The organism is Stutzerimonas tarimensis (assembly GCF_042648805.1).
Lineage (GTDB): Bacteria > Pseudomonadota > Gammaproteobacteria > Pseudomonadales > Pseudomonadaceae > Azomonas > Azomonas tarimensis.
In genome coordinates this window covers 769,603-789,875 of the sequence record NZ_JBHRXZ010000022.1, presented here as the reverse complement: position 1 = coordinate 789,875, position 20,273 = coordinate 769,603, and the positions used below count along the sequence as shown (strand labels likewise).

The 20,273-nt window shown below is 65.7% G+C and carries 21 protein-coding genes; 15 read left to right on the top strand and 6 right to left on the bottom strand.

Features of this window, described 5'->3' with window-relative positions:
• Positions 1 to 73 precede the first annotated feature (73 nt).
• From ACFOMF_RS12800 to lnt, 10 genes are all read left to right on the top strand, one after another.
• Positions 74 to 868, top strand: coding sequence for a bifunctional hydroxymethylpyrimidine kinase/phosphomethylpyrimidine kinase (locus tag ACFOMF_RS12800; RefSeq protein WP_386365397.1), 795 nt, complete (start codon positions 74 to 76; stop codon positions 866 to 868).
• A gap of 10 nt (positions 869 to 878) precedes the next feature.
• Positions 879 to 1,520, top strand: a complete 642-nt coding sequence (gene thiE, locus ACFOMF_RS12795; RefSeq protein ID WP_386365395.1) for a thiamine phosphate synthase — start codon at positions 879 to 881, stop codon at positions 1,518 to 1,520.
• 38 nt (positions 1,521 to 1,558) lie between these two features.
• Positions 1,559 to 2,842 carry a glutamate-1-semialdehyde 2,1-aminomutase gene (hemL, locus tag ACFOMF_RS12790; RefSeq protein ID WP_386365393.1) on the top strand — a complete coding sequence of 428 codons (1,284 nt, stop codon included), beginning with the start codon at positions 1,559 to 1,561 and terminating at the stop codon, positions 2,840 to 2,842.
• Positions 2,843 to 2,849: 7 nt separating this feature from the next.
• On the top strand, positions 2,850 to 3,452 hold the full coding sequence (locus ACFOMF_RS12785; RefSeq protein ID WP_386365391.1) for a hypothetical protein: 603 nt from the start codon (positions 2,850 to 2,852) through the stop codon (positions 3,450 to 3,452).
• A gap of 135 nt (positions 3,453 to 3,587) precedes the next feature.
• The gene (locus ACFOMF_RS12780; RefSeq protein ID WP_386365389.1) at positions 3,588 to 4,115 is read left to right on the top strand and encodes a tetratricopeptide repeat protein; all 528 of its coding nucleotides are present in this window, start codon (positions 3,588 to 3,590) and stop codon (positions 4,113 to 4,115) included.
• A gap of 213 nt (positions 4,116 to 4,328) precedes the next feature.
• A complete protein-coding gene (miaB, locus tag ACFOMF_RS12775) occupies positions 4,329 to 5,681 on the top strand; it encodes a tRNA (N6-isopentenyl adenosine(37)-C2)-methylthiotransferase MiaB (RefSeq protein ID WP_386365388.1) in 1,353 nt (450 codons plus the stop codon).
• 99 nt (positions 5,682 to 5,780) lie between these two features.
• Positions 5,781 to 6,788 (top strand): PhoH family protein, encoded by a 1,008-nt coding sequence (locus ACFOMF_RS12770; protein WP_386365386.1) that lies wholly within the window; start codon positions 5,781 to 5,783, stop codon positions 6,786 to 6,788.
• A complete protein-coding gene (gene ybeY, locus ACFOMF_RS12765; RefSeq protein ID WP_386365384.1) occupies positions 6,781 to 7,251 on the top strand; it encodes an rRNA maturation RNase YbeY in 471 nt (156 codons plus the stop codon). The genes ACFOMF_RS12770 and ybeY overlap by 8 nt, the downstream gene beginning before the upstream one ends.
• Before the next feature lie 20 nt (positions 7,252 to 7,271).
• Positions 7,272 to 8,111, top strand: coding sequence for an HlyC/CorC family transporter (locus tag ACFOMF_RS12760; protein WP_386365382.1), 840 nt, complete (start codon positions 7,272 to 7,274; stop codon positions 8,109 to 8,111).
• A gap of 174 nt (positions 8,112 to 8,285) precedes the next feature.
• A complete protein-coding gene (lnt, locus tag ACFOMF_RS12755; protein ID WP_386365380.1) occupies positions 8,286 to 9,815 on the top strand; it encodes an apolipoprotein N-acyltransferase in 1,530 nt (509 codons plus the stop codon).
• 366 nt (positions 9,816 to 10,181) lie between these two features.
• On the opposite strand, the gene ACFOMF_RS12750 is transcribed toward lnt, so the two are convergent.
• Positions 10,182 to 10,982 (bottom strand): YdcF family protein, encoded by an 801-nt coding sequence (locus tag ACFOMF_RS12750; RefSeq protein ID WP_386365378.1) that lies wholly within the window; start codon positions 10,980 to 10,982, stop codon positions 10,182 to 10,184.
• 42 nt (positions 10,983 to 11,024) lie between these two features.
• The gene (locus ACFOMF_RS12745; RefSeq protein WP_386365376.1) at positions 11,025 to 11,447 is read right to left on the bottom strand and encodes a hypothetical protein; all 423 of its coding nucleotides are present in this window, start codon (positions 11,445 to 11,447) and stop codon (positions 11,025 to 11,027) included.
• 203 nt (positions 11,448 to 11,650) lie between these two features.
• On the opposite strand from ACFOMF_RS12745, the gene leuS reads away from it, so the two are divergent.
• The 5 genes from leuS (at position 11,651) to ACFOMF_RS12720 (ending at position 17,573) form a co-directional block, all read left to right on the top strand.
• A complete protein-coding gene (leuS, locus tag ACFOMF_RS12740; protein ID WP_386365837.1) occupies positions 11,651 to 14,272 on the top strand; it encodes a leucine--tRNA ligase in 2,622 nt (873 codons plus the stop codon).
• A gap of 28 nt (positions 14,273 to 14,300) precedes the next feature.
• Positions 14,301 to 14,906, top strand: coding sequence for an LPS-assembly lipoprotein LptE (locus ACFOMF_RS12735; protein WP_386365374.1), 606 nt, complete (start codon positions 14,301 to 14,303; stop codon positions 14,904 to 14,906).
• A gap of 20 nt (positions 14,907 to 14,926) precedes the next feature.
• Positions 14,927 to 15,970: a DNA polymerase III subunit delta gene (gene holA / locus ACFOMF_RS12730; RefSeq protein ID WP_386365372.1), complete on the top strand. Its 1,044-nt coding sequence runs from the start codon at positions 14,927 to 14,929 to the stop codon at positions 15,968 to 15,970.
• Between the two features lie 68 nt (positions 15,971 to 16,038).
• Complete coding sequence (gene arfA / locus ACFOMF_RS12725) at positions 16,039 to 16,191, top strand: alternative ribosome rescue factor ArfA (RefSeq protein ID WP_386365369.1); 153 nt, start codon at positions 16,039 to 16,041, stop codon at positions 16,189 to 16,191.
• A 62-nt stretch (positions 16,192 to 16,253) separates the two neighbouring features.
• Positions 16,254 to 17,573, top strand: a complete 1,320-nt coding sequence (locus tag ACFOMF_RS12720; protein WP_386365367.1) for a lytic murein transglycosylase — start codon at positions 16,254 to 16,256, stop codon at positions 17,571 to 17,573.
• Between the two features lie 135 nt (positions 17,574 to 17,708).
• On the opposite strand, the gene ACFOMF_RS12715 is transcribed toward ACFOMF_RS12720, so the two are convergent.
• From ACFOMF_RS12715 to ACFOMF_RS12700, 4 genes are all read right to left on the bottom strand, one after another.
• Positions 17,709 to 18,062 (bottom strand): hypothetical protein, encoded by a 354-nt coding sequence (locus tag ACFOMF_RS12715; protein ID WP_386365365.1) that lies wholly within the window; start codon positions 18,060 to 18,062, stop codon positions 17,709 to 17,711.
• 316 nt (positions 18,063 to 18,378) lie between these two features.
• Positions 18,379 to 19,353 carry a lipoyl synthase gene (gene lipA / locus ACFOMF_RS12710; RefSeq protein ID WP_386365363.1) on the bottom strand — a complete coding sequence of 325 codons (975 nt, stop codon included), beginning with the start codon at positions 19,351 to 19,353 and terminating at the stop codon, positions 18,379 to 18,381.
• The gene (gene lipB / locus ACFOMF_RS12705) at positions 19,343 to 20,002 is read right to left on the bottom strand and encodes a lipoyl(octanoyl) transferase LipB (RefSeq protein ID WP_386365360.1); all 660 of its coding nucleotides are present in this window, start codon (positions 20,000 to 20,002) and stop codon (positions 19,343 to 19,345) included. Before lipB ends, lipA begins: the two co-directional genes overlap by 11 nt.
• On the bottom strand, positions 20,003 to 20,269 hold the full coding sequence (locus tag ACFOMF_RS12700; protein WP_386365358.1) for a DUF493 domain-containing protein: 267 nt from the start codon (positions 20,267 to 20,269) through the stop codon (positions 20,003 to 20,005).
• Positions 20,270 to 20,273: the final 4 nt, after the last annotated feature.

Genomic DNA, 20,273 nt, shown 5'->3' with positions numbered 1-20,273 from the left:
GACGGTCGGCCGGGCGCTCCGCGCACCGGGCCGCTGCAGCCGGTAGGCGCTTTTGATGCTAAGCTGCGCCGCCATGAACAACTTCAATTCCCGCCCCGTCGTCCTCTGCCTGTCCGGCCACGACCCCAGTGGTGGCGCCGGCCTGCAGGCGGATATCGAAGCCCTGCTCGCCCAGGGCTGCCATGCTGCCCCCACCCTCACCGCACTCACCGTGCAGGACACCCGCGACGTGGTGGACTTCCGCGTACTCGACCGCGCGTGGGTGCTTGCCCAGGCCTACGCCGTGATCGACGACCTGCCGATTGCTGCGGTCAAGCTGGGCATGCTCGGCTCGGTGGAAATGGTCGACACCGTGGTGCAGATCATGCAGCGCCTGCCCGGTGTCCCGCTGGTCTGCGATCCTGTCCTCCGGGCGGGTGGCGGCGGCGCGCTGGGCAAGGACGATGTCGGCTACGCCATGCGCGAACGCCTGCTACCGATCGCCACCATCGCCACACCGAACCTGCCCGAGGCACGCATCCTCGCAGAGCTGCCCGAGGGCACGGCCGACGAGTGCGCCGAAAAACTCCTGCCGTTCATCGAGCACCTGCTCATCACCGGCGGCCATGGCGAAGAGCAGCAGGTTCACAACCGGCTCTACTCGCGCCAAGGCGGGCACCACGACTTCACCTGCGCGCGTCTTCCAGGCAGTTACCACGGCTCCGGCTGCACCCTGGCCAGTACCCTGGCCGGTCGCCTGGGTCATGGCGAGCCCGTGATCAGTGCCGTGCGCAGCGCACTGGACTATACCTGGCGGACCCTGCGCGATGCCGAGGCTCCTGGACGGGGCCAGTACATTCCGCGCCGCCTGCCCCTGGATCTTCCTTGAAGGGACTCCCATGAGCCGTCAGACACGTGGTCTCTACGCCATCACCGACAGCCGACTGCTGGCCGATGGTCGCCTGTTCCCCTATGTCGAGGCTGCGCTCAAGGGCGGCGCGCGCTGGCTGCAGTACCGAGACAAGTCGGGCGACGAAGCGCGCCGGCTGCGTGAGGCGCAGGTGCTTCAGGAGCTCTGCGAGCGACACGGCGCCCAACTGATCATCAACGACGACGCCGAGCTCGCCGCACGCCTGGGCGTCGGTCTGCACCTGGGACAGGAAGACGGCTCGCTGTCTGCCGCCCGCGCCCTGCTCGGCCGCCGGGCGATCATCGGCGCCACCTGCCACGCGCGGCTGGATCTGGCCGAGCAGGCGCTGCGCGAAGGCGCCAGCTACCTGGCGTTCGGCCGCTTCTTCGAGTCCCATACCAAGCCTGGCGCGCCGTCCGCCACGCCCGAACTGCTGGAGCAGGCCCGTGCCCGCTTCAACCTGCCGCTGGTGGCCATCGGCGGCGTCACCCTGGACAACGCCGGTGAGCTCATCGCCCGTGGCGCCAGCCTGGTCGCGGTGATCCACGCCCTGTTCGCGGCCGACTCCGTCGTCGAGGTGGAGCGCCGCGCGCGCGCCTTCAGCGCGCTGTTCGCTACTTCTTCGCGTTGACGGCCCGCCGGCCGTCCGGCTTTACGAGAGGCTTTTGCATGTCCCGTTCCGAAATCCTGTTCAACAGCGCCCAGAAACACATCCCCGGCGGCGTCAACTCCCCGGTCCGCGCCTTCCGCAGCGTCGGCGGCACCCCGCTGTTCTTCAAGCACGCCGAAGGTGCCTACGTCATTGACGAAGACGACAAGCGCTATGTCGACTACGTGGGCTCCTGGGGGCCGATGATCCTTGGCCACAGCCACCCCGAGGTGCTCGACGCGGTGCGCCGCCAGCTCGAGCACGGCCTATCCTATGGCGCGCCCACCGCCATGGAAACCGAGATGGCCGAGCGGGTCTGCAGCCTGGTGCCGTCCATGGAGATGGTGCGCATGGTCAGCTCCGGCACCGAAGCCACCATGAGCGCCCTCCGCCTGGCGCGTGGCTATACCGGACGCGACAGCATCATCAAATTCGAAGGCTGCTACCACGGCCACTCCGACAGCCTGCTGGTCAAGGCCGGCTCCGGCGCCCTGACCCAGGGCGTGCCGAGCTCGGCGGGGGTTCCGGCGGATTTCGCCAGGCACACCCTGACGCTGCCGTTCAACGACCTCGCCGCGGTGGAAGCGACGCTTGCCGAAGTCGGTCAGCAGGTGGCCTGCATCATCGTCGAGCCCGTGGCCGGCAACATGAACTGCGTGCCCCCGGCGCCGGGCTTTCTCGAGGGCCTGCGCGCCCAGTGCGACAAGCACGGCGTGGTCCTGATCTTCGACGAAGTGATGACCGGCTTCCGGGTGGCCCTCGGTGGTGCCCAGGCGCATTACGGCGTGACCCCCGACCTCTCCACCTTTGGCAAGATCGTCGGCGGCGGCATGCCGGTGGGCTGCTTCGGCGGCAAGCGCGCCATCATGGAATGCATCGCGCCGCTCGGCCCGGTCTACCAGGCCGGCACCCTGTCGGGCAATCCGCTGGCGATGGCGGCGGGCCTGACCACCCTCAAGCTGATCAGCCGGCCGGGTTTCCATGACGAGCTCAGCGACTACACCCGAACCATGCTCGAGGGGTTGCGCGAGCGGGCCAAGGCGGCCGGGATCCCCTTCGTCACCACCCAGGTGGGCGGCATGTTCGGTCTGTACTTCAGCGAGGCCGAGGCGATCAGCACCTTCGAGGACGTGATGGCGAGCGACGTCGAGCGTTTCAGAAAGTTTTTCCACCTCATGCTCGAAGGCGGCGTGTACCTGGCTCCCAGCGCTTTCGAAGCCGGCTTTACCTCCATCGTCCATGGCGAGACCGAACTTCGGCTCACCCTTGACGCCGCCGAGCGCGCCTTTGCCCGGCTGAAGTGAGACCACCATGGAGCTCCTGCAACAGGCACTGCTGACCCTCAGCGCGGGCGCCAGCGCGGTCTGGGTCGGCCGCTACTGGCACCACGCCGATGGGCAGACCCAGCCACCGCTGTTCTGCGCCATGCTGGCACTGCTGCTGGCCACCGGTGCCGGGGCCAGTGCCAGCGCCCAGCTCATGGGCGTCGACAGCGGGGACGCCCGGGACTGGCTGGAACGCGCCACCTATCAGCTCGGCCTGCCCCTGGCGGCAGTCGCCTGCCTGAGCCTGGCGCGTGGCTGGCGCTGGAGCCGTTCGACCTGGGGCCGCCTGGTACTGGGCCTGTGTGCCTTCTTCGAACTGGCCCGCCTGCTGGACTGGAGCACGCCCTACGCGCTCGGTCTGGGACTGGCCAGCGCGCTGGTGGTGCTCTTCGCCGGACTGCAGCGTCCCGGCGCCACCACGCTTGGCCCTGCACTGGTTGCGGCCGTGCTGCTGCTGGGCACCCTGCCCTTCGCCGGCAGCCCGCTGGCCGCCTGGCAGGCGCTCCTGCTGGCCATCGCCAGCCCGCTGCTGGCATGGCTGGTGAGCCTGCCGCCGGCGCCGCCACGCGACCAGCCTCAGGTCGGCTGACACCCGTCGGCAGAAAATTGTCCGGCGAGGCTTGCAAAGCCTTTGTCAGCCAACCGCGGCTTATCCATAATGTGACGGTCGGCGCGTTCCTGTGCCGGCCATCGTCACTGCCTGGCACTCGAGGCTACTCGATCCATGATCCGCGCCGGCCGCATGCTGTCACTCGGCTGCCTGATGCTCCTCTCCCTGTGGGCCCATGCTGGCGGCAATTCCTTGCTGATACCGGCCACTGCCCGCTGCGCGCTGAACGCCATTCCCGAGGAGCTGCCCGAAGCCGTGCGTATTTGCCAGCAGGCCGCCAGCGAGGGCGATGTGCAGGCTGCCTACGAACTCGGCGACTTCTACTACAGCGGCCAGCGCGCGCCCAAGGACCTGCCGCGTGCTCGCCACTGGTTCGAACAGGCTTCGCTCAAGGGCCATCCGCAGGCCCAGCACCAGTTGGGGGTGATGTTCTTTCGCGGTGAAAGCGTGCCGGCCAACAACGTCCAGGCCTACATCGTGCTGAAAATGGCCGCCATCAATGGCGAAGACCAGGCGCTCGACACTGCCGACCGGGTATCCGAGCAGATGCGCCGCGACGAACTGGAGATCGCCACCCAGGTGCTGGGACAGATCTTCCGCAACTTCATGATGGATCTGCAGACCGCCGGCGAGCCGCGTTAGAACAGGCAAAAGCGGGAAAGAGCGGCTAGAGGCTGGTCGGATAAAGCGATCCGAGCCTGGCCTTGACACCGCGCCCACACCCGACGCCCCCGTCCAGCCTCTAGCCTTCAGCGCTTTGTATCGGCTTTTCGACCCCTCAGCCTCTGGCGCTTTCCTCGGCTTCTAAGCGCCCTTATAATCTCCGGTCATTTTTTGAGCAATCGCCGGAACGCCATGACCCGCAAGCTTTACATCGAAACCCACGGCTGCCAGATGAACGAGTACGACAGCTCGCGCATGGTCGACCTGCTGGGCGAGGATCAGCCGCTGGAAATTACCGATGATCCGGCCGAAGCGGATGTGATTCTGCTCAATACCTGCTCGATCCGCGAAAAAGCGCAGGACAAGGTATTTTCCGCACTGGGCCGCTGGCGGCCGTTGAAGGAACGCAATCCCGAGCTGGTCATCGGCGTCGGTGGTTGCGTGGCCAGCCAGGAAGGCAGTGCGATCCGCGACCGGGCGCCCTATGTGGACGTGGTATTCGGCCCGCAGACATTGCACCGCCTGCCCGAAATGATCGACGCCGCCCGCGCGACCCGACAGCCGCAGGTGGACATCTCGTTTCCCGAGATCGAGAAATTCGACCGCCTGCCCGAACCCCGGGTGGACGGCCCCTGCGCGCAGGTCTCGGTGATGGAAGGCTGCAGCAAGTACTGCACCTTCTGCGTGGTGCCCTACACCCGCGGCGAAGAAGTGAGCCGACCTCTGGCCGATGTGCTGGCGGAGATCGTCCACCTGGCCGAACACGGCGTACGCGAGGTCACCCTGCTGGGACAGAACGTCAACGGCTATCGCGGCGACATCGGCGACGGCCGACTCGCCGACTTTGCCGAGCTGCTGTACGCCGTCGCGGCCATCGAGGGTATCGAGCGGATTCGCTACACCACCAGCCATCCGCTGGAGTTTTCCGACGCGCTGATCCAGGCCCATGCGGAGATTCCCGAGCTGGTCAAGTTCATCCACCTACCGGTGCAGTCGGGTTCCGACCGGGTGCTCGCAGCGATGAAGCGCAACCACACCGCCCTGGAGTACAAGTCGCGGATCCGCAAACTGAAAGCGGCGGTGCCGGACATCAGCGTCAGCTCCGACTTCATCGTCGGCTTTCCCGGCGAGAGCGAACAGGACTTCGAGCAGACCATGAAACTGGTGCAGGACGTCGGCTTCGACTTCTCCTACTCCTTCGTCTACAGCGCCCGTCCAGGCACGCCGGCGGCCGACCTGGCCGACGATACCCCCGAGGAGGTCAAGAAGCAGCGCCTGCAGATCCTGCAGACCCGCCTGTCCCAGCAGGGCTTCGAGATCAGCCGGCGGATGGTCGGCAGCGTGCAGCGCATCCTGGTCAGCGATTATTCGAAAAAAGACCCGGGTATGCTTCAGGGCCGCACCGAGAACAACCGTATCGTCAACTTCCGCAGCAGCAATCCGCGGCTGATCGGCCAGTTCGTCGAAGTGCATATCGACGACGCCCTGCCGCATTCATTGCGCGGTAGCCTTGTCCACACAACTGAACACTCCGAGGCGGTCTGATCCTTCCACCGTCCGGGCTTCGACCAGCGTCGGCTTTCGCGTTGCGGGAACCGGCGCTATTCTCTATTCATCTCCATAAAAACGGTCTCTCCACAACCCTTGAACGCTCCCATAGAACCGCACCGCTTTACGCTCGAACCCTTCGAAGCCCAGCGCTTCGCCAATCTCTGCGGGCAGTTCGACGAGCACCTGCGGCTGATCGAAGAGCGTCTGGCCATCGAAATCCGCAACCGCGGCAATCAGTTCGAGTTGATCGGCCCGCTTGCCGTGGCCCGCTCCGCCGAGTCCCTGCTGCGGCGCCTCTATCGTGAAACCAAGAGCAGCGAACTCTCTCCCGACACCGTACACCTCTACCTGCAGGAGTCCGGCATGGAAGAACTGGCCAACCCTGCTGCGGCGCAGCACGCGGTGACCCTGCGCACCCGCAAGGGCAACATCCGCCCCCGCGGCGCCAATCAGCAGCGTTACGTCAAGGCAATCCTCGACAACGACATCAATTTCGGCGTTGGCCCGGCGGGTACCGGCAAGACCTACCTGGCAGTGGCCTGCGCGGTGGATGCGCTGGAGCGTGAACAGGTTCGCCGCATCCTGCTGGTGCGTCCCGCAGTAGAAGCTGGCGAAAAGCTCGGCTTTCTGCCGGGCGACCTGGCACAGAAGATCGATCCCTATCTTCGCCCCCTCTACGACGCGCTCTACGAGATGCTCGGCTTCGAACACGTGGCACGGCTGATCGAAAAGCAGGTCATCGAGATCGCTCCACTGGCCTACATGCGCGGCCGCACCCTCAACAACAGCTTCATCATTCTCGACGAGAGCCAGAACACCACGCTGGAGCAGATGAAAATGTTCCTCACCCGGATCGGCTTCGGCTCCACCGCAGTCATCACCGGGGACATCACCCAGGTCGATCTGCCGCGGGGCACCAAGTCGGGCCTGGCCCATGTGATAGAGGTGTTAAGGGACGTGGAGGGCATTTCCTTCACGCACTTCCAGCCCAAGGACGTGGTACGCCATCCGCTGGTGCAACGCATCGTCGAGGCCTACGAGCGCTTCGAAGATCAGGCCGGCAAGCCCAACGGACAGCGAGGCGCCGCGGGCGATGATTGAGCTCGACCTGCAGCGCGCCAGCGAGTCCGCAGCGCCCGACGAGGCGGACTTTCGTCGATGGTGCGAACTGGCACTACGTCAGCGTAGCGCCGACTCGGAACTGACCATCCGCCTGGTCGACGAACCCGAGGCACGCGAGCTGAACCGCACCTACCGCCAGCGGGACTACGCCACCAATGTGTTGTCGTTTCCGGCGGACATCCCCGACGGACCGGATGGCCCGCTGCTGGATATCCCGCTGCTCGGCGATCTGGTGATCTGCGTACCGGTAGTCGCCCGGGAGGCGGCGGAACAGGGCAAGGCGCCCGAGGCCCACTGGGCCCACCTGGTGATCCATGGCTGCCTGCACCTGCTCGGCTATGATCACATCGATGACGCCGAGGCCGAGGAAATGGAAGATCTGGAGCGCGGCCTGCTGGCGGAGCTGGACATTGCCGACCCCTATGCCGATGACGAACACTGAGGGCTTTCGAGTCAATCGAAATGAGCGAAGACCGATCGAGTAACGGGCAAAGATCCTGGCTGGACAAGATCACCCAGGCTTTTGCCCATGAACCCCGGAATCGCCAGGAACTGCTTGAGCTCCTGCGCGACGCCCACAGCAACAAGCTGCTGGACAGCGAGGCCCTTGCCATCGTCGAGGGCGCCATCCAGGTCGCCGACCTGCAGGTGCGCGACATCATGGTGCCGCGCTCCCAGGTCATCAGCATCAAGGCCAACACCAGCCCGCGCGAGTTCCTGCCTGGCATCATCGAGGCAGCGCACTCGCGCTATCCGGTGATCGGCGAGAGCATTGACGAGGTCATCGGCGTCCTCTTGGCCAAGGATCTGCTGCCGCTCATCCTGCAGGCGGACCAGCCCGGGTTCAACCTGAAGGACCTGCTGCGACCCGCCACCTTCGTACCCGAGTCCAAGCGGCTGAACGTGCTGCTGCGGGAGTTTCGTGCCAACCACAACCACATGGCCATCGTCATCGACGAATACGGCGGCGTGGCGGGACTGGTGACCATCGAAGACGTGCTGGAGCAGATCGTCGGGGATATCGAGGACGAACACGATATCGAAGAAGACAGCTACGTTCGGCAACTGCCCAGTGGCGATTATCTGGTGAAAGGGCTGACGCCGATCGAGCACTTCAACGAGTTCTTCGACACCGGGATACCCGATAGCGAATTCGACACCGTGGCCGGGCTGGTGATGAGCACTTTCGGCCACCTGCCCAAGCGTAACGAAATCGCCGAGATAGATGGCTTTCGCCTGCGCGTGCTCAATGCCGACAGCCGGCGCGTGCACCTGCTGAGGATCACGCGGCTGGAGGGTTAGGCTGAAGCGGCGCCAACCCGCCGGGACTGCCAGCGAGCCCGGGCCGGCACGCTACTATCCTGAGCCTCCGGCCCCAAGCGCATCGAGCCGGCTCGGTGCGCCGAGGCCTGCCGCTTTTCCAGCCTCCAGCTTCCCGGTGCTCTCAACGGCCTTTTTATTCTCCCGAGTATGCAGATGAAGTTGCTGTTCAACGCCGGCTGGCCCGGCCATCTGCTGGCGCTGGTCGCCGGCGCCCTGACCACCCTGTCCCTGGCTCCCTTCGATATCTGGCCAATGGCTCTGGTGTCGGTTGGACTGTTTTACCTCGGGCAGCGCAGCCTGAGCCCGGGACAGGCGCTCCATCGCGGCTGGTGGTACGGACTCGGGCTGTTCGGTTCGGGGGTCAGCTGGGTCTATGTCAGCATTCACGACTTCGGCGCCGCACCGCCGTGGCTGGCCGGGCTGCTGACCCTTGGATTGGTTGTCGGGCTGTCGTTGCTGCCAGCCCTGCTCGGCTGGCTATGGGCCCGCTGGCTGCGTCAGAAAGAGGCGCCGCTGAGCGACGCGCTGGTCTTCGCCGCCCTGTGGCTGGCTATGGACGCCTTTCGCAGCTGGTTTCTCACCGGTTTCCCTTGGCTCTACGTCGGCTACAGCCAGCTCGACGGTCCGCTGTCGGGGCTCGCGCCGCTGGGGGCCGTCTGGCTGATCACCTTTGTCGTGGCCCTGAGCGCCGCGTTACTGGCCAACTTGCCGCGCCTGCTGGCGCACCGGCGCGGCCTTGTCGCGGCACTGGTCGTGCTCGTCGCCCCCTGGGTCGCTGGCATGGGCCTCAAGGGCTACGCCTGGACCAGCCCCCTGGGCAAACCCCTGCAGGTCGCCGCCATGCAAGGCAACATCCAGCAGAGCCTGAAATGGGAGCCTGGCCAGCTCGAACGCCAACTGGTGCTGTATCGCGATCTCACATTCCAGAGCCGTCCGGTCGACCTGTTCGTCTGGCCGGAAACCGCCCTGCCGATCGTCATGGACCGCGCCGGCGGCTACCTGGAAATGATGGACAACTTCAGCCGTGAGCGTGGCGCAGCACTGCTCACCGGAGTCCCGGTACGCCAGCCCAACGAGCGTGGCGAACTGCGCTACTACAACGGCCTGACCGTGGTCGGCGACGGCGCCGGCACCTACCTCAAGCAAAAGCTGGTGCCCTTCGGTGAATACGTGCCGCTGCAGGACCTGCTGCGCGGGCTGATCGCCTTTTTCGACCTGCCCATGTCCGACTTCGCCCGTGGCGATCAGGACCAGCCCCTGCTCATGGCCCGCGGCCACCTCATCGCACCCTTCATCTGCTACGAGGTGGTCTACCCGGAGTTTGCCGCAAGCCTGGCAGCGCAAAGCGATCTCTTGCTGACCGTCAGCAACGACGCCTGGTTCGGCCGCTCCATCGGTCCCCTGCAGCACCTGCAGATGGCCCAGATGCGCGCATTGGAAGCCGGCCGCTGGATGATCCGTGGCACCAACAACGGCATCACCGTGCTCATCGATCCCTTCGGGCGCATCACCGAAAGGGTGCCGCAGTTCGAGGAGGTGGTGATGTACGGCGAAGTCCAGCCGATGCAGGGCCTGACACCCTACCTGCGCTGGCGCTCCTGGCCGCTGATCGTCCTCTGCAGCCTGCTGCTGGGCTGGGGTATCGTCAGACACCGGGCCGTAGGTCGGATTAGCGCAGCGTAACCCCAAGCCGTAGGTCGGATTAGCGAAGCGTAATCCGACGTTCACCAAAGCCCGGGAAGACCCCCCCGCGCGTCAGGTTACGCCTGCGGCTTACCTGACCTACAAGGCCCGATAACCCCACGCGCCGTAGGTCGGATTAGCGCAGCGTAATCCGACGTTCACCAAAGCCCGGGACGACCCCGCGCGCGTCAGGTTACGCCTGCGGCTTACCTGACCTACAAGGCCCGATAACCCCACGCGCCGTAGGTCGGATTAGCGCAGCGTAATCCGACGTTCACCAAAGCCCGGGACGACCCCGCGCGTCAGGTTACGCCTGCGGCTTACCTGACCTACAAGGCCCGATAACGCCACACACCGTAGGTCGGATTAGCGCAGCGTAATCCGACGTTCTCCTTCATCGGCCTTCCCGTAAAGCACCGGATACACCAACTGACCGGCCACCTCGTTCAGCAGCATCCCGTTCTGCCAGACGGCCTTGGACTCCGGCAGCCAGCCACCCAGCGGCCTGCCGTTGGGAACGCCGATGAAACCGACCGGGGCCGCGATGACTTCCAGGCCGTTGCGCTCGAAACTCCAGCGCGAGCGCGGCATGTGTGACGCCGAGGTCACCAGCACCACGCGGCTGATGCCAGCCTGGCGCAGGATCTCGGCGCTGAAGACGGCGTTTTCCCAGGTGGTTCGGCTGCGCTCTTCGAGCCAGCGGGTCTCGACAGCAAAGTCCTGGCTCAGGGTGTCGGCGAACAACCGAGCCTCGCTTGGCGGAAGGCGGCCGAAATGCAGCCCGCCGCTGACCAGGATCGGCAAGCCCGATGCCTTGGCCAGGCGCGAGGCGTAGCGCATGCGCTCCAGGGCGATATGGCTTGGCTGATCGCTGCCCCAGGCCGCATCGGCCAGTTCCCTCCCGGCCCCGAGGATGACGATGGCCTCAGCCTGCTGAGCCAGGCCCGGCCATTTTGCGGGAGGCAGCGCCGGCTCGTGCTCCATCAGCCGCGCGGCATGTTCTACCGTGACCGGCATGGCCATGATCCACAGTCCGCCGAATCCCAGCACAAAGCACAGCGCCGCCAGGCGCGGCGCCCGGCGTCGCAGCCACCAGGCGGCGAGCAGCAGCAGAAGGAGCCCGCCGGGCGGCAGGATCAAGTGCTTCAGAATGTAGCGAAGCGGCATGGGGTCGATCCCTGACACAGAAGGTGCCCAGACTCTACCAGCTCAATGCCGCCGATAACCCCCGGGCCGCTGCCGCGCACGCATCAGCTCGGAGCCGCAACTGGGGCAACTGGCGACACCGGCATGATCAGGCAAGCGCACCTCGCAGCCACAGAGCGCGCAATCGAGCTGCATCGCGGCAGCTTTCCCACGCAGCCGCGGAGAGCGGCGCAACGGACCGCCCGGGCGCACCGACGCGCGAAGCGACTGCCGGTTCATCAGGGCATGCTCCCGGGCCGCGGCATGCCAGCCCGACAGCCACTGGGCATCCTGCGACAGGTAAGCCTGGATCAAGGCCAGCTCCGCTGGCGTCAGGCCGTGCACGTCCAGTTCGACGCGGCCATCGGCCTGCGCCAGGGCCAGGGCGACGCGCTCCAGCACCCGTTCGTACAGGTTCTCGTTGTCGGCTTGCCGGATTCGTCCCATCACCGTTCCTCCAGGTTCTGCCCGTCCTGCAAGCTTAGTCCCGCGGCCGTCGATGCGCGCCGGCCGCGACGGATGGAATTTAAACGGGCAGCGAAATTCCCCCGGCCGAGAGGCCTCATGTATGCTACGGCGTTTCCATGCGCTCGCCTCGCCTCGGCTCGCCCGCGCGCGACGGCGCCCAGTCCCCTGCCAGCACAGTAGCCATGCACGAACAGTATCTGCCCCGCGAGATCGAAGCCGCCGCCCAGGCCCATTGGGATGCGAACAAATCCTTTGAAGTGGCCGAGCAGCCCGGCAAGGACACCTTCTACTGCCTGTCGATGTTCCCCTATCCCAGCGGCAAGCTGCACATGGGGCACGTGCGCAACTACACCATCGGTGACGTGATCGCCCGCTACCAGCGCATGCAGGGCAGGAACGTGCTGCAGCCGATGGGCTGGGACGCCTTCGGCATGCCGGCGGAAAACGCGGCGATGAAGAACAAGGTCGCCCCGGCCAGGTGGACCTACGAAAACATCGACTACATGAAGACCCAGCTCAAGTCGCTGGGCCTGGCGATCGACTGGTCGCGCGAGGTCACCACCTGCAAGCCGGACTACTACCGCTGGGAGCAGTGGCTGTTCACCCGGCTGTTCGAGAAGGGCGTCATCTACCGCAAGAACGGCACGGTGAACTGGGACCCGGTGGACCAGACCGTACTGGCCAACGAGCAGGTGATCGACGGCCGCGGCTGGCGCTCCGGCGCGCTGATCGAAAAACGCGAAATCCCCATGTATTACTTCCGCATCACCGCCTACGCGGAAGAGCTGCTGGCGAGCCTCGATGACCTCGACGGCTGGCCCGAGCAGGTCAAGACCATGCAGCGCAACTGGATCGGCAAGTCCCGCGGCATGGAAATCAGCTTCCCCTACGATGCCGCCAGCATCGGTAGCGAAGGCACCATGAAGGTCTTCACTACCCGCCCCGACACCCTGATGGGCGCCACCTACGTGGCCGTGGCCGCCGAACACCCGCTGGCCGGCGTTGCCCTTGCAAGCATGGCCGCCGACAAGGCTGCCGAGCTGCAGGCGTTCATCGACGAATGCAAGCGCGGCGGTGTCGCCGAAGCCGACATCGCCACCCAGGAAAAGAAAGGTCTCGCCACGCCGCTGAAGGTCCAGCACCCACTGACCGGCGAACTGCTGCCAGTATGGGTCGCCAACTACGTGCTGATGAATTACGGCGAAGGCGCGGTGATGGCCGTCCCGGCCCATGACGAGCGCGATTTCGCCTTTGCCGAGAAGTACAGCCTGCCGATCAAGCCGGTGATTCGTACCGCCGCCGGCGACCAGACGCCCGCGCCCTGGCAGGATGCCTACGCCGAACACGGCACCCTGATCAACTCAGGCGACTTCGACGGCCTGGACTTCGACGGCGCCTTCGACGCCATTGAAGTGGCCCTGCAGCAGAAGAACCTCGGCCAGGCCCGCACCCAGTTCCGTCTGCGCGACTGGGGTATCAGCCGCCAGCGCTACTGGGGCTGCCCGATTCCGATCATCCACTGCGACAGCTGCGGCGACGTGCCGGTCCCCGAAGACCAGCTGCCGGTGGTGCTGCCCGAAGACGTGGTACCGGATGGCGCAGGCTCCCCGCTGGCGCGGATGCCCGATTTCTATGAGTGCAGCTGCCCGAAGTGCGGCGCGCCGGCCAAGCGCGAAACCGACACCATGGACACCTTCGTCGAATCGTCCTGGTACTACGCCCGCTACGCCTCGCCGCAGTACACCGGCGGCATGGTCGACCCTGCCGCGGCCAACCACTGGCTGCCGGTGGACCAGTACATCGGTGGCATCGAACACGCCATCCTGCACCTGCTCTACGCCCGCTTCTTCCACAAGCTGATGCGCGACGAGGGGCTGGTCAGCTCCAACGAGCCGTTCAAGAACCTTCTGACCCAGGGCATGGTGGTCGCCGACACCTACTACCGGACCCTGGAAAACGGCGGCAAGGACTGGTTCAACCCGGCCGACGTGGAGGTCGAACGCGACGCCAAGGCCCGCGTGGTGGGCGCCAAGCTCAAGAGCGACGGCCTGCCGGTGGAAATAGGCGGCACCGAGAAGATGTCCAAGTCGAAGAACAACGGCGTCGACCCGCAGTCGATGATCGATGCCTACGGCGCCGACACCTGCCGCCTGTTCATGATGTTCGCCTCGCCGCCGGACATGAGCCTAGAGTGGTCCGACGCCGGTGTCGAGGGCGCCAGCCGTTTCCTGCGCCGGGTCTGGCGCCTGGCCCAGAGCCACGTCTCTGCCGGCCTGCCGGGTGCGCGCGACAAGAGCGGCCTGAGCGACGCCCAGAAGGACGTGCGCCGCGCCATTCACAGCGCCATCAAGCAGGCCAGCACCGATATCGGCCAGCACCACAAGTTCAACACCGCCATCGCCCAGGTGATGACCCTGATGAACGTGCTGGAAAAGGCTTCCACCGACAGCGAACAGGACCGCCCCCTGCTGCAGGAAGGCCTGGAAACCGTCGCCCTGCTGCTGGCGCCCATCACCCCGCACATCAGTCACGAACTGTGGCAACACCTTGGCAAGAAGGGTGCGGTGATAGATGCCACCTGGCCGCGCGTCGACGAGTCGGCGTTGGTGCAGGACACCCTGACCCTGGTGGTTCAGGTCAACGGCAAGCTGCGTGGCGAGATCCAGGTGCCGGCCGAGGCATCGCGCGAGTCGATCGAGGCAGCGGCACGGGACAACGAGAACGTGCAGCGCTTTACCGAAGGCCTGAGCATCCGCAAGGTGATCGTGGTGCCGGGCAAACTGGTCAACATCGTGGCGAACTGATCCGGCAAGGGTCGAGGAAGAGGTAGCAATGATCAAGAGGAATCTGGCGGTAGTGGGCCTGGCCCTGCTGCTCAGCGCCTGCGGCTTCCAGCTGCGCGGGAACGGTGGCGGCGAGCAGTTCGCCCTGCGTGAGCTGGACGTCCAGGCGCGCAACACTTACGGAGAGCCGGTTCGCGTGCTGGAGGAGATGCTCCAGAGCGGCGGTCTGCGCCTGCATCCAGGTGCCGACTACACGCTTCATCTGGTCCGCGAGCAGTCCCGCCAGCGTACCGCCAGTTACACCAGCTCCGCGCGCACTGCCGAATACGAGATCACCAGCAGCATCGATTACCAGTTCCTCGATCGCAACAAGCTGCTGCTGCTGGAAGACCGTGTCGAGGTACAGAAGGTCTTCGTCCACGACGCCAGCAACCTGGCCGGCTCGGGCCAGGAGGTTGACCAGCTGCGCGCCGAAATGCGCCGCGAGCTGTTGCAACAGTTGGTGGTGCGCTTGCAGCGGATCACTCCCGAGCAACTCGACGGGCTGCGCCAGACCGCCGAAGCGCGCGCCCGTGCCGAAGCCGAAGCCCGTGAAGCCCTGTCTCGCGAGACCGCCGCACCGCTGCAGTCGCCTATCCAGATACCGATGCGCTAGCTGAGCCGCGACCGCGCCCGATGAAGCTCTCACCGGCCCAGCTCGGCAAGCACCTGAACGGCGCGCTGGCTCCCATCTATGCGGTCAGCGGCGATGAGCCGCTGCTCTGCCAGGAAGCCAGTGACGCCATCCGCGCTACTGCGCGGCGTCAGGGCTTCGACGAGCGCCAGGTCTTCAATGCCGACAACAGCTTCGACTGGGGGCAACTCATCGAGGCCGGCGCCAGCCTGTCGCTGTTTTCCGAAAAGCGCCTGCTGGAGCTGCGCATTCCCAATGGCAAACCGGGCGACAAGGGGGCTGCAGCCCTGCTCGGGTACCTGGCCCGTCCTGCCGAAGACACCCTGCTGCTGATCAACCTGCCCAAGCTCGACGGCAGCGCCCAGAAGAGCAAGTGGGCCAAGGGCCTGATCGACAGCCCGCAAGTCCAGTTTCTGCAGATCTGGCCCGTCGACGTGGCCCAACTGCCCCAGTGGATCAATCAGCGACTGGCCCAGGCCGGCCTGGCAGGCACGCCTGAAGCGATCGAGTTGATAGCCGCCCGCGTCGAAGGCAACCTGCTCGCTGCGGCGCAGGAGATCGAGAAGCTCAAACTGCTCGCCGAGAACGGCCAGGTCAGTGTCGATACCGTGCAGGCCGCCGTGGCCGAGAGCGCCCGCTTCGACGTGTTCGGCCTGATCGACGCGGCCCTGGCCGGTCACGCGGCCCATGCCCTGCGCTCGCTCCAGGGACTGCGCGGCGAAGGCGTGGAATCGCCGGTAATTCTCTGGGCGCTGGCCAGGGAGCTGCGCCAGCTGGCCAACCTTGCCGGACTGCAGGCCCAGGGCGTCCCGCTCGATCGGGCATTCGGACAGATGCGTCCCCCGGTCTGGGACAAGCGCCGGCCCCTGGTGAGCAAGGCCTTGCAGCGCCACGGTGTGGGCGGCTGGCAGCAGCTGCTCATCGAAGCCCAGCAGATCGACGCACAGATCAAGGGACAGGCCCCGGGTGATCCCTGGACGGGCCTGGCCAGCCTGTGCCTGCAACTCGCCGGGCAGCGCCCACCGGTCGGCGCGCGGCACAGCTAGCCATCCGCTCTTCCACGCCGCACTGGCTGGCCTTACACTCGCGCCAGGCAACGCAGGAGGAGCCAATCATGAGTCAGAAGAGGCCGAACAAGGCCAAGTCCCTGGTGGCGCAACCGCTGTTTCGCAGCCGTCAGGAAAAGCCCCGCAAAGGTAAAGGCAGCTATCGCCGCGAAGCCTCCCGGTCCCAGGATCTGGAGGCTTCGGTCCTTCTGGCGGCCTGAAACGCCAAGCCCCTCAAAGCATGTTATGGTCTGCAGCCGATACCTTTTCGAGTTGCGGTTTCATGCTCCAAACCAACCTGCCCGTTCTGCTTCGACGTGTCGCTCTCGCCGGGGCTGCCCTGACGCTGATGGCGGCCTGCGCGGCCGAGCCGCTGCAACGCAGCCTCGAGACGACGGCACAGCCGACACCTGCGGCGAGCCCAACCCCGCCCTCCGCGCCCGGCCTGCCGGCGGCGACCCAGCAGAGCTTCGATCAATGGCGCGATGGCTTTCGCGTCGAGGCGCTGGCAGCCGGCATCCTGCCGCAGGTGTTCGACCAGGCGTTCGCCGGGGTAACCCCCGACTCGTCGGTCATCGAAGCCGACCGCAGCCAGCCGGAGTTTGCCCGACCGGTGTGGGAGTACCTGGATTCGGCGCTTTCCAGCCAGCGGGTCGGCAACGGTCAGCGCCTCCTGCGCCAGCACGCCCACACCCTCGACCGCATCGAGCGCCGGTATGGCGTGGAGAGGCATGCGCTGGTTGCGATCTGGGGGCTGGAGAGCAATTTCGGACAGATCATGGGCAACAAATCGGTGATTCGCTCGCTGGCTACCTTGGCACATGAGGGTCGTCGCCCCGAATTCGCCCGCAGTCAGTTGCTCGCCGCTCTGCGCATCCTGCAGGACGGCGACATCGGCCCCGAACGCATGCGCGGCTCCTGGGCCGGCGCCATGGGCCAAACCCAATTCATCCCCACCACCTATCAGGACTACGCGGTCGATTTCGACGGCAACGGCCGACGCGACATCTGGGGCAGCGAGGCAGACGCCCTGGCGTCGGCGGCGCACTACCTGCAGCGCTCCGGCTGGCAGAGCGGCCAGCCCTGGGGATTCGAAGTCCGGGTACCCTCCGGCTTCGACTACGCCCTGGCCGACCCGAGTATCCGCAAGCCCTTGGATGAATGGCGCCAGCTCGGACTCACTGGCATCCCGGCAATGGACGGCGAGACCAGCGCCGGGATGCTGCTGCCGGCGGGTCATCGCGGGCCAGCCTTCCTGGTGCTGAACAATTTCCGCACCATCCTGCGCTACAACAACTCGTCTTCCTACGCGCTGGCCATCAGCCTGCTGGCAGAGCGCATGCAGGGCGGGGGCGAAATCGCTGGCAGTTGGCCCAAGGGGGAACGCCCGCTGTCCCGCAGCGAGCGCATCGAACTGCAGGAGCGCCTGACTCGGCAGGGCTTCGAATTGGGCGCCGCCGACAGCATCATCGGCGCCAACACCCGCAAGGCGATCCGCGACTACCAGCGGCGCCTCGGCTGGCCTGCCGATGGTTACCCCACCCACCAGCTGCTCGAACGGCTGCGCCAGGAGCCCCTCGCTGAGCAGTCGGCGCGGCTCTAGCCGATACGATTGAGCGGGACCTGCGGCCCCGGGTCAGGTTGCGCAGGTCGGCATAGCGGGCGGGCTTGCCGCAAGTAGAAGGGCCAGAGAGTACCCGGGGGCAGGCCACAGGGCACCGGCCCGCCCTGAGTGGCTTCACACGGGTTCGTGATGAGGGGTGCGGTAGATCAGATCGCACAGGTACTTGGGCAGCGGATCGATGATGATTTCCTGACCCTGATACATCCCTTCGGCCTCACGGGCCGAGAACACGCCCTGAAGCATTTCGCTCCGCCCCTCGCGGGCAGCATAGTCGATGATCTGATCGCCCACCTCGACCCAGAAGTGCGGTTTCAACACTCTGTCGCCCAGACGAACCTGGCCGAGCATCGCGCGGTGAGGAATCCGATTCCAGCTGAGGCGGGTCACGACCAGGCGGCTGGCCGCATCGGAAGGATAAGGGGAATCAACGAGATCGGTAAGCAGGTCACGCAATACACAAGCGTTCATGGAGCAACGGACCCTCTTAGGTAGTCAGCTAAGCATTTAAGCAACTATATACCTTGGTCTAATGGATTGTAATGGCGCAATTTGCTTGCCATGCATGATCGAGGACTTAGGCCGCCGGTCGGTTCGTCCGTCCAGCGCTGTGCTGGTTGAAGCGCGCAGGGACGGTCGCTCGGCTGAGCCCATCACAATCCTCGGGCTGGAATGCCGGCTCGGCCCCCTGAAATGCAAACGCCCCGACCTGGGGTCGGGGCGTTTGCATTAGGCTGCCATGGCGTTCGCCCAGCCAGTTGCAGACCGCTGGTTCAACGCGGCTGGCTCAGCTCAGCTTGGCACCATGAACCTGCTGATCGGCGTGGTAGGACGAGCGCACCAGCGGACCGGACGCGACATTCTTGAAGCCCATCTTCCGGCCCTCTTCAGCGAACCAGGCGAAGGTGTCCGGATGCACGAAGCGCTGCACCGGCAGGTGGCTGCGCGAGGGCTGCAGATACTGACCCAGGGTCAGCATGTCGATCTCGTGCTCGCGCATGCGCTGCATCACCTCGATGACCTCCTCGTCGGTTTCCCCCAGCCCGAGCATCAGGCCGGACTTGGTCGGCACATGGGAAACGCGCTTCTTGAACTGCTCCAGCAGGTCCAGCGACCATTCGAAATCGGAGCCCGGCCGCGCCGCCTTGTACAACCGCGGAACGGTTTCCAGGTTGTGGTTGAACACATCCGGCGGCTCTGCAGCGGTGATGTCGAGCGCGATTTCCATGCGCCCACGGTAGTCGGGCACCAGGGTCTCCAGCTGCACGCCAGGGCTCAGCGCGCGAATCTCGCGCAGACACTCGGCGAAGTGCCCGGCGCCACCGTCGCGCAGGTCATCGCGGTCGACCGAGGTGATGACCACGTATTTCAGGCGCAGGTCGGCGATGGCCACCGCCAGGTTCCTGGGCTCATCCGCGTCCAGCGGCTTGGGCCGACCGTGACCGACGTCGCAGAACGGGCAACGGCGGGTGCAGATGTCACCCATGATCATGAAGGTCGCCGTACCGCCAGAGAAGCACTCGCCAAGGTTGGGGCAGGAGGCTTCCTCGCAGACACTGTGCAGCTTGTGCTTGCGCAGCAGCTGCTTGATGCGGTCGACTTCGGGCGAGACAGGGATGCGTACCCGTATCCAGTCCGGCTTCTGCGGCAGCTCTTCGGTCGGGATGATCTTAACCGGGATGCGCGCGACCTTTTCAGCACCGCGCAATTTGACACCGGCTTCGACCTTGGCCGGACGCTTGCCTACCGTTTCAGTGCTCATTCGCTTGGATTCCGCCCGTCAGGGTCTTCTGTTCCGTATAGCCGATACGCTCGACCAGCCGCTGGCGCAGCCGGTCGCGTACTTCGTTGAAGTCTACAGGGCCAACGAGGTCGCGCAACTGCGTCATGGCGAGACCGGCGTGGCCGCAGGGGTTGATCTGCCGAAACGGCGCCAGGTCCATATCCAGGTTCAACGCCAGACCGTGAAAGGAGCGGCCGTGGCGAATGCGCAGGCCGAGCGAAGCGATCTTCGCGGCCTCGACATAGACGCCTGGCGCATCGGCCCGGGCGCTGGCCTGCACGCCGTAGTCGGCAAGCAAGTCGATGAGGCCCTGCTCGATCAGGCTGACCAGTTCGCGCACGCCGATACCCAGGCGGCGCACGTCCAGCAGCAGGTAGACCACCAACTGGCCGGGGCCGTGGTAGGTCACCTGCCCCCCGCGATCAGCCTGGACCACCGGGATATCGCCCGGAAACAGCAGATGCTCGGCCTTGCCCGCCTGGCCCTGGGTGAATACCGGGTTATGCTGCAGGAACCAGATCTCGTCCGGGGTCTCGGCGCCGCGCTCGTTGGTGAAGCGCTGCATGGCCTGCCAGGCCGGTTCGTAGTCCAGCAGGCCCAGTTCGCGGATCGAGACGCAACCGGTCATCTACAGCACCATGTGCACGCGGCCGGTGGCACGCAGGTCCTGGTGGATGGCTTGCAGCTGCTCCACGCCGGTGGCAGTGATCTGCACCTGTACCGACAGGTAGCGGCCGTTGCGGCTGTCACGCACCACCAGAGTCGAGCTGTCGAAGCCCGGGGCATGACGCTCGACGATCTCCACCACCAGCTCGGTAAAGCCGTCGCCTGCGTCGCCGATCACCTTGACGGGGTAGCGTTCGCAGGGAAACTCGATTTTCGGGGCATCAGTCATAGGG

Bases quoted from the DNA above. Each gene is read 5' to 3' on its own strand.
- ACFOMF_RS12735 (WP_386365374.1), top strand. From the start codon at position 14,301: ATGATCAAGAGGAATCTGGCGGTAGTGGGCCTGGCCCTGCTGCTCAGC.
- ACFOMF_RS12785 (WP_386365391.1), top strand. From the start codon at position 2,850: ATGGAGCTCCTGCAACAGGCACTGCTGACCCTCAGCGCGGGCGCCAGC.
- miaB (WP_386365388.1), top strand. From the start codon at position 4,329: ATGACCCGCAAGCTTTACATCGAAACCCACGGCTGCCAGATGAACGAG.
- ACFOMF_RS12700 (WP_386365358.1), bottom strand. From the start codon at position 20,269: ATGACTGATGCCCCGAAAATCGAGTTTCCCTGCGAACGCTACCCCGTC.
- ACFOMF_RS12780 (WP_386365389.1), top strand. From the start codon at position 3,588: ATGATCCGCGCCGGCCGCATGCTGTCACTCGGCTGCCTGATGCTCCTC.
- ACFOMF_RS12760 (WP_386365382.1), top strand. From the start codon at position 7,272: ATGAGCGAAGACCGATCGAGTAACGGGCAAAGATCCTGGCTGGACAAG.
- ACFOMF_RS12800 (WP_386365397.1), top strand. From the start codon at position 74: ATGAACAACTTCAATTCCCGCCCCGTCGTCCTCTGCCTGTCCGGCCAC.
- lipB (WP_386365360.1), bottom strand. From the start codon at position 20,002: ATGACCGGTTGCGTCTCGATCCGCGAACTGGGCCTGCTGGACTACGAA.
- ACFOMF_RS12715 (WP_386365365.1), bottom strand. From the start codon at position 18,062: ATGAACGCTTGTGTATTGCGTGACCTGCTTACCGATCTCGTTGATTCC.
- holA (WP_386365372.1), top strand. From the start codon at position 14,927: ATGAAGCTCTCACCGGCCCAGCTCGGCAAGCACCTGAACGGCGCGCTG.
- ACFOMF_RS12745 (WP_386365376.1), bottom strand. From the start codon at position 11,447: ATGGGACGAATCCGGCAAGCCGACAACGAGAACCTGTACGAACGGGTG.
- ACFOMF_RS12750 (WP_386365378.1), bottom strand. From the start codon at position 10,982: ATGCCGCTTCGCTACATTCTGAAGCACTTGATCCTGCCGCCCGGCGGG.
- arfA (WP_386365369.1), top strand. From the start codon at position 16,039: ATGAGTCAGAAGAGGCCGAACAAGGCCAAGTCCCTGGTGGCGCAACCG.
- leuS (WP_386365837.1), top strand. From the start codon at position 11,651: ATGCACGAACAGTATCTGCCCCGCGAGATCGAAGCCGCCGCCCAGGCC.
- lipA (WP_386365363.1), bottom strand. From the start codon at position 19,353: ATGAGCACTGAAACGGTAGGCAAGCGTCCGGCCAAGGTCGAAGCCGGT.
- lnt (WP_386365380.1), top strand. From the start codon at position 8,286: ATGAAGTTGCTGTTCAACGCCGGCTGGCCCGGCCATCTGCTGGCGCTG.
- ybeY (WP_386365384.1), top strand. From the start codon at position 6,781: ATGATTGAGCTCGACCTGCAGCGCGCCAGCGAGTCCGCAGCGCCCGAC.
- hemL (WP_386365393.1), top strand. From the start codon at position 1,559: ATGTCCCGTTCCGAAATCCTGTTCAACAGCGCCCAGAAACACATCCCC.
- ACFOMF_RS12720 (WP_386365367.1), top strand. From the start codon at position 16,254: ATGCTCCAAACCAACCTGCCCGTTCTGCTTCGACGTGTCGCTCTCGCC.
- thiE (WP_386365395.1), top strand. From the start codon at position 879: ATGAGCCGTCAGACACGTGGTCTCTACGCCATCACCGACAGCCGACTG.